Raw genomic sequence first — 5,992 nt, 5'->3', positions numbered from 1 at the left:
GAAGAAAAGCGACAGCGACGAGGAAGAAGAGGATCCCCGGGCCGAACTGGTGCGCCGCCTGCTCGAATACGAGCAGATGAAGCTGGCGGCCATGCGCATCGACCAGGTGCCGCAGCTCGGGCGCGACTTCCTGCACTCGCAGGTCTATATCGAGCAAAGCCTCGCGCCGCGCTTTCCCGATGTCGAGGTCGTGGACCTGCAGGCCGCCTGGGCCGACGTGCTCAAGCGCGCCAGGCTCAACCAGCACCACAAGATCTCGCGCGAGGAATTGTCGGTGCGCGAGCACATGAGCCATATCCTGCGGCGCCTGCAGCATACGCGCTTCATGGAATTCAGCGAGCTCTTCGACGAAGCCGTGCGCTCCGGCAAGGGCGTGCCGGTGGTGGTGGTCAACTTCATCGCCATGCTGGAGCTCTCGCGTGAAGCCCTGGTGGAGATCACCCAGGCCGAGCCGTTTGCGCCGATTTATGTGCGATTGGCGTACATTCCCAGCTAGGCCGCACCGATAGCGGCGCCCGCCTCGGGCCACATGCTCTACAATCCGCCGACAGTCGGCGCCACCAAGAGCACCAGACCGGCTTCTCGGGCGCGCGTATGCGCCAGGGTCATCCCTACCACGACCAGCACACCAACTTCATGAAAGTCATCTCCTCCATTCACGAGTTGCGGGACCAGTTGCGCGGACAGAACCGGGCGGCCTTCGTGCCGACCATGGGCAACCTGCACGAAGGCCACCTGTCGCTGATGCGCCTGGCGCGCCAGCACGGTGACCCGGTGGTCGCGTCAATCTTCGTCAACCGGCTGCAGTTCGGTCCCAACGAGGATTTCGACAAGTACCCGCGCACGCTGCAGGACGACATCGAGAAGCTGCAGAAGGAAGGCGTGTACGTGCTGTTTGCGCCGACCGAGCGGGACATGTACCCCGAGCCYCAGGAATACCGCGTGGAGCCGCCGCACGACCTCGGCGACATCCTCGAAGGCGAATTCCGCCCCGGCTTCTTCAAAGGCGTCTGCACGGTCGTGATGAAGCTGTTCTCGTGCGCGCAGCCACGCGTGGCGGTATTCGGCAAGAAGGACTACCAGCAGCTGATGATCGTGCGCCGCATGGTGAACCAGTTCGCGCTGCCGATCGACATCGTGCCGGCCGAGACCGTGCGCGCCGAGGACGGCCTGGCCCTGTCCTCGCGCAACCGCTACCTGACGCCCGACGAGCGCACCGAGGCACCGGTGCTCTACAAGACGCTGCATGACGTGCGCAATACCGTTCTGGCCGCCAACAGCGCCAGCGCCGACCTGGCCGCGATCGAGGCTAATGCACAGGCTGCGCTGCAGGCGCGTGGCTGGAAGCCGGACTACATTGCCATCCGCAAGCAGGTAGACCTGCAGCCGCCGACCCGCGAGGAATACGTGGCGGGCGAGCCGCTGGTGATCCTCACGGCAGCCAAGCTGGGGGCTACCCGGCTGATCGACAATCTCGAGATCTGACGCCGGGAGCGGCTGGCGCCGCACCTACCCCGTAGCAAAGAGAAGCGGCCCCAGGGCCGCTTCTCTTTTTGTCGTTCAAGGCCCTGCCGGGGCACCGCCCGTGCAGACCCGGCCCGGTCAGGCGGTCCGTGCCCTGGCGCGTTGCAGCGTCCGGGCCACATGGCGCCGATGCCCGCGCCGCCGCTTCCACCAGATCAGCACTCCGGTCACGGCGAACAGCAGCGGCACCAGCCCGAACACCGAGATAAAGATCCGCCCCGGCAAACCGAAGGCTTCACCGGTATGCAGCGGGTACATCCAGTTGAGGAAGGTATCGCCGGCGGGCGCGGCCATCGGATCGCGCACGCCGAGGCCTTTGCCCGTGTGGGCATCGAGCCAGATCCGGGTGGCGCCGCTGCCCTGGCGGACCTCCCCGGGCTGGCGCACGCGGACCTCGAAGGGATCGCCGGCCTTGCGCGGGAAACTCACCCGCGTGACCTGCGCGGCGGGGTAAAGCGCCTGGGCCGCGCTGACCGCTTGCGCCGCGCCGAGCGGCGGCGTTCCGGCGGGCACAGGCGCCGATGCCGGCTTGCCGGGTGGCGTCACCGTCATCACGCCGGCCACCAGCGGCGTCACCCACTTGGGCAGGTCCAGGTACCAGCCGGAAAACGCCATGGTAGCCAGCACCGGCGCCGCGAAGATGCCGCCCGCGCGGTGCAGCGAATAATTGAAGCGTGACCAGGAGCCGCCGTGCGTGATGCGAAAGGCATGCAACACCGCGCGCGGCTTGAGCTTGGGCCACCACATCGCGACCCCGCAGATCACCATCACCAGCAGCAACATGCCGGCAATGCCGAGAATGGTCCGGCCGGTCTCGCCAGACAGCAGGTAATGGTGCACCTGGAACAAGGTGGGCATCAGCAGCGGGCGCGACAGCCCCGGCTCGCCCCAGACCCGCTCCCCTTTCACCGCCAGCGTGACGGGATCGACCATGACCTGGCGCGAACGGCCGGCATCCGCGCCCTTGAGCGGATACCAGGCCACGAACACCTCGTGCGGCGCGGACGGCAGCATCAGCAACCCGGGACGGCCGTAGCGCGGATCGGCCTGCAGTTTGTCGGTCGCCGCCTGTACCGTCGCCGGCGCGACCGGCAGCGGCACCTCGGCCGAGGCGGTCAGCAATCCGGGGTTGAGCAGCGCATCGAGTTCATCGCGCCAGGCGATGGCGGTGCCGGTCAGGCCCAGCATGACGAACAGCAAACCCAGCGTTAAGCCGATGTAGAGATGAATCTTGACGATGACAACGCGCAGGCGGCCGGTGACCATGGGAGGCAGAGAGCAGATTTGGGGGGGTTATGTATTACGCATCACAGGCCGGCAACGCATGGATACGTCACGCCAGTAAAAATGAGAATGCGAAAGATTCGCGATTCTATCAGGCGTTACAAGCCCGCGCGCGACGGGAGCAAGACTGTGGCGGGGCCGCACCGGATTGCGGCAGAATGGCGTGCGCGGCCACCGCCGGCCCCGCGTTCCTGCCCTGAAGATGCCCAGATCGATCGAATTGCTGCCCGCCGCGACCCAAGATGCAGCGCTGATTGCCGGCCTGCACACCCAAAGCTGGCACCACGCCTACCAGGGCCTGTTGCCGGCGGATTACCTGGAACGGGAAGTGCCGGCCGAGCGCCTGCGGGCCTGGCGGGCACGCCTGGTGGATGGCGCCGAGGGGCCGCTGGAGGTCACGCTCGCGCGCGTGGATGGCGAGCCGGCCGGCTTTGCCTGCCTGCAAGCGGAAGCCGAGCCGCAGTTCGGCGTGTACCTGGACAACCTGCATGTGCTGCCGCAATGGCATGGACTGGGCCTCGGCAAGCGCTTGTTCGCGCATTGCGCGCGGCGCGCGGCCAGCGGATGGCCCGGGCAGCCGCTCTTCCTCTATGTGCTGGACAGCAACACCCAGGCGCGCGAGTTCTACCGGCGCCTGGACGGCATCGAAAGCGAACCGTTCGACGATGCGTTTCCCGGCGCCAGCCTTATCGTGGCCGTACGCCGCGTCAGCTGGCCGTCGGTGGACGCCCTGCTCAGGCGGCTGGGCGCTTAGCCAGGGCGGGCTGCTCCAGCCAGCCGATGATGGGCTGCCACTGCTCCCAGTCGCGCGCCACGCGGGATGGCGCCACGTCCCACAAGGTCAGCCCGTGCGCGGCCAGCTGCACGTAGTTCTGCGTATCGCGCAGGAAACCCAGCACCGGCAGCCCCAGCTCCGCGACAAAGCGCTGCAACTGCTCGGCCGCGCGGGTGCGCAGGTCGACCCGCATGCCGATCACGCCAACCTCCACCTCGCCGTGGCGCACGCGCTTGTCGTCCGCCAGGCGAGCGAGGAAATCCTGGGTGGCCAGGATATCGAACAGGGAAGGCTGCAGCGGCACCACCACGCGGTGGGCCAGCTTCATCACGTCGTTGAAGCGCCAGCCGTGCAGGCCGGCCGGGGTGTCGAGCACCACATGGGTGGTGCCCTTGGGCGGACGTGCGATCTGGTCGGAGCTGATGTCCCAGGTGCGGATGGCCGGCGCCGAGGCCGGCCGCAAACCCAGCCAGGCGCGCGAGGATTGCTGGCGGTCCGTATCGCCCAGCATCACGGCATGGCCGGCGCTGGCGAAATAGCCCGCCAGGTTGGTGGCCAGCGTGGTCTTGCCTACGCCGCCTTTGGGATTGGCGATCACGACTACAGGCATGGGTGTCTCCGCAATGGCTTTCCATGGCGGCGCTGCCCTCGGGCGCGCCGCTCCGGGTTCCGCCACGGCCTTGCCGTTTGTCGTAAGCGGGCCCCGGCGGAGCGGACCCGCCTGCGAGTTTAGCAGTTGCCGCGCGCGGGCGGCCCGGCCAGCGGCGAAGTTTGCAAGGGCGCCAGCAAGGTGCCCAGGTCGAGATGCGCGGCGAGCGTGTCGGCCAGCCGCTCCAGCGACGCCTCGCGCAGCGCGGCCAGGTCGACGCCTTCGGCCCGCGCCAGCCCGGCCCAGCGCAGCAGCGCGCCGCAGGCCTCGGGCTGGTCGAACAGGCCGTGGACGTAGGAGGCCAGCACTTGGCCGTCCTCCGACTGCGCGCCGTCCGGGCGCTCGCCTTCGAGCCATAGCGCCGGGCGCGCCAGCGCCGCGCCGGTGGTCACGCCCATATGGATCTCGTAGCCTTGCACGGCTGCCTCGCTGCCRTCCTCCAGGGCCAGCCGGCCGCTCACCACACGCAGCTGCTTGTGCGGCGCCAGGACYGTCTCGTAGTCCAGCAATCCGAAACCTTCGCTGCTGCCGGGCGTGCCCTCGTTGCCGGCCGGGTCGTCCACACGCCGGCCCAACATCTGCATGCCGCCGCAAATGCCGATCACCTTGCCGCCATAGCGCAGATGCCGACGCAGGGCCGGCTCCCAGCCATTGGCGCGCAGGAAGGCCAGATCGGCGCGCACGCTCTTGCTGCCTGGCAGCACGATCAGGTCGGCAGGCGGGATCGGCATGCCAGGGCCGATGAAGCGCAGGTCCACCTGCGGATGCGCGCGCAGCGCATCGAAATCGGTGTGATTGGAAATGCGCGGCAGCACCGGCACGATCACGCGCAGCAGTTCGCCCTGCTTGGCCGCCTGCGAGCCGATGATGGCGTCCTCGGCGTCCAGGTGCAGGCCATGCAGGTAGGGCAGCACGCCCAGCACGGGTTTGCCGGTGCGCGCCTCCAGCCAGTCCAGCCCGGGCTTCAGCAGCGCGATGTCGCCGCGGAAGCGGTTGATGATGAAGCCCTTGATGCGCGCGCGTTCGGATTCCGACAGGCAGTCCAGCGTGCCCACCAGGTGGGCGAACACGCCGCCGCGGTCGATGTCGGCCACCAGCACCACCGGGCAGTCGACCGCTTCGGCAAAACCCATGTTGGCGATGTCGCGGTCGCGCAGGTTGATCTCCGCCGGGCTGCCGGCGCCCTCCACCATGACGACCTCGTAGGCGCTGGCCAGGCGCCAGTGCGAGGCCAGCACCGCCTGCATCGCCACCGGCTTGTAGGCGTGATAGGCGCGCGCATCCAGGTCCAGCCGCGCCTGGCCATGGATGATGATCTGCGCGCCGGTATCGCTGCTGGGTTTGAGCAGCACCGGATTCATGTCCGTATGCGGCGCCAGCCCGGCGGCCAGCGCCTGCAAGGCCTGCGCGCGCCCGATCTCGCCGCCGTCGGCGGTGACCGCGCTGTTGAGCGCCATGTTCTGGGGCTTGAACGGAACCACGCGCACGCCGGCGCGGGCCAGCACCCGGCAAAGGCCTGCCACCAGGGTGCTCTTGCCAGCGTCGGAGGTGGTGCCCTGCACCATCAAGGTACCGCGCAAGCCGCCCGGCAGCGCCTGCGCGGTGGCTTCGGAGAGATTTTTTTGCATCGTGGGATTATCGCATCGAGTGCTTCCCGGCGGCCCTGCGCGCGCCATCGCGGGCGTGCGATCCATGGATGCGCCCGCTACAATACCCGGATGATCCCGGCACAAGCCTCCGCCACCGCCACCGAGCCCGTC

At 68.4% G+C, this 5,992-nt stretch carries 6 protein-coding genes; 3 read left to right on the top strand and 3 right to left on the bottom strand.

Translation table 11 applies throughout. The annotated features are described in order from the left end of the window. Both AC1DKD_RS38110 and panC read left to right on the top strand, forming a co-directional pair. Positions 1 to 496, top strand: a 496-nt coding sequence (locus tag AC1DKD_RS38110; protein WP_477144477.1) for a segregation and condensation protein A, incomplete at its 5' end; no start/stop codon positions are given. Positions 497 to 636: 140 nt separating this feature from the next. Next, positions 637 to 1,485, top strand: a complete 849-nt coding sequence (gene panC / locus AC1DKD_RS38105; RefSeq protein ID WP_035864067.1) for a pantoate--beta-alanine ligase — start codon at positions 637 to 639, stop codon at positions 1,483 to 1,485. 117 nt (positions 1,486 to 1,602) lie between these two features. On the opposite strand, the gene AC1DKD_RS38100 is transcribed toward panC, so the two are convergent. Next, positions 1,603 to 2,790 carry a PepSY-associated TM helix domain-containing protein gene (locus tag AC1DKD_RS38100; RefSeq protein WP_441635521.1) on the bottom strand — a complete coding sequence of 396 codons (1,188 nt, stop codon included), beginning with the start codon at positions 2,788 to 2,790 and terminating at the stop codon, positions 1,603 to 1,605. A 220-nt stretch (positions 2,791 to 3,010) separates the two neighbouring features. Between AC1DKD_RS38100 and AC1DKD_RS38095 the strand changes: the two genes are divergently transcribed. Continuing rightward, positions 3,011 to 3,562, top strand: coding sequence for an N-acetyltransferase family protein (locus tag AC1DKD_RS38095; protein ID WP_477111293.1), 552 nt, complete (start codon positions 3,011 to 3,013; stop codon positions 3,560 to 3,562). On the opposite strand, the gene AC1DKD_RS38090 is transcribed toward AC1DKD_RS38095, so the two are convergent. Further along, entirely contained in the window at positions 3,543 to 4,193 is a 651-nt protein-coding gene (locus AC1DKD_RS38090) for a nucleotide-binding protein (protein WP_441635517.1), read from the bottom strand. The two genes, AC1DKD_RS38095 and AC1DKD_RS38090, sit on opposite strands and share 20 nt — an antisense overlap. A gap of 119 nt (positions 4,194 to 4,312) precedes the next feature. Then, a complete protein-coding gene (locus AC1DKD_RS38085; RefSeq protein ID WP_477111302.1) occupies positions 4,313 to 5,797 on the bottom strand; it encodes a cobyric acid synthase in 1,485 nt (494 codons plus the stop codon). Positions 5,798 to 5,992 lie beyond the last annotated feature (195 nt).

The organism is Cupriavidus sp. 05T313 (assembly GCF_056396665.1).
The sequence above is the reverse complement of the archived record's forward strand: the minus strand, read 5'-3'. Positions and strand labels throughout refer to the sequence as shown.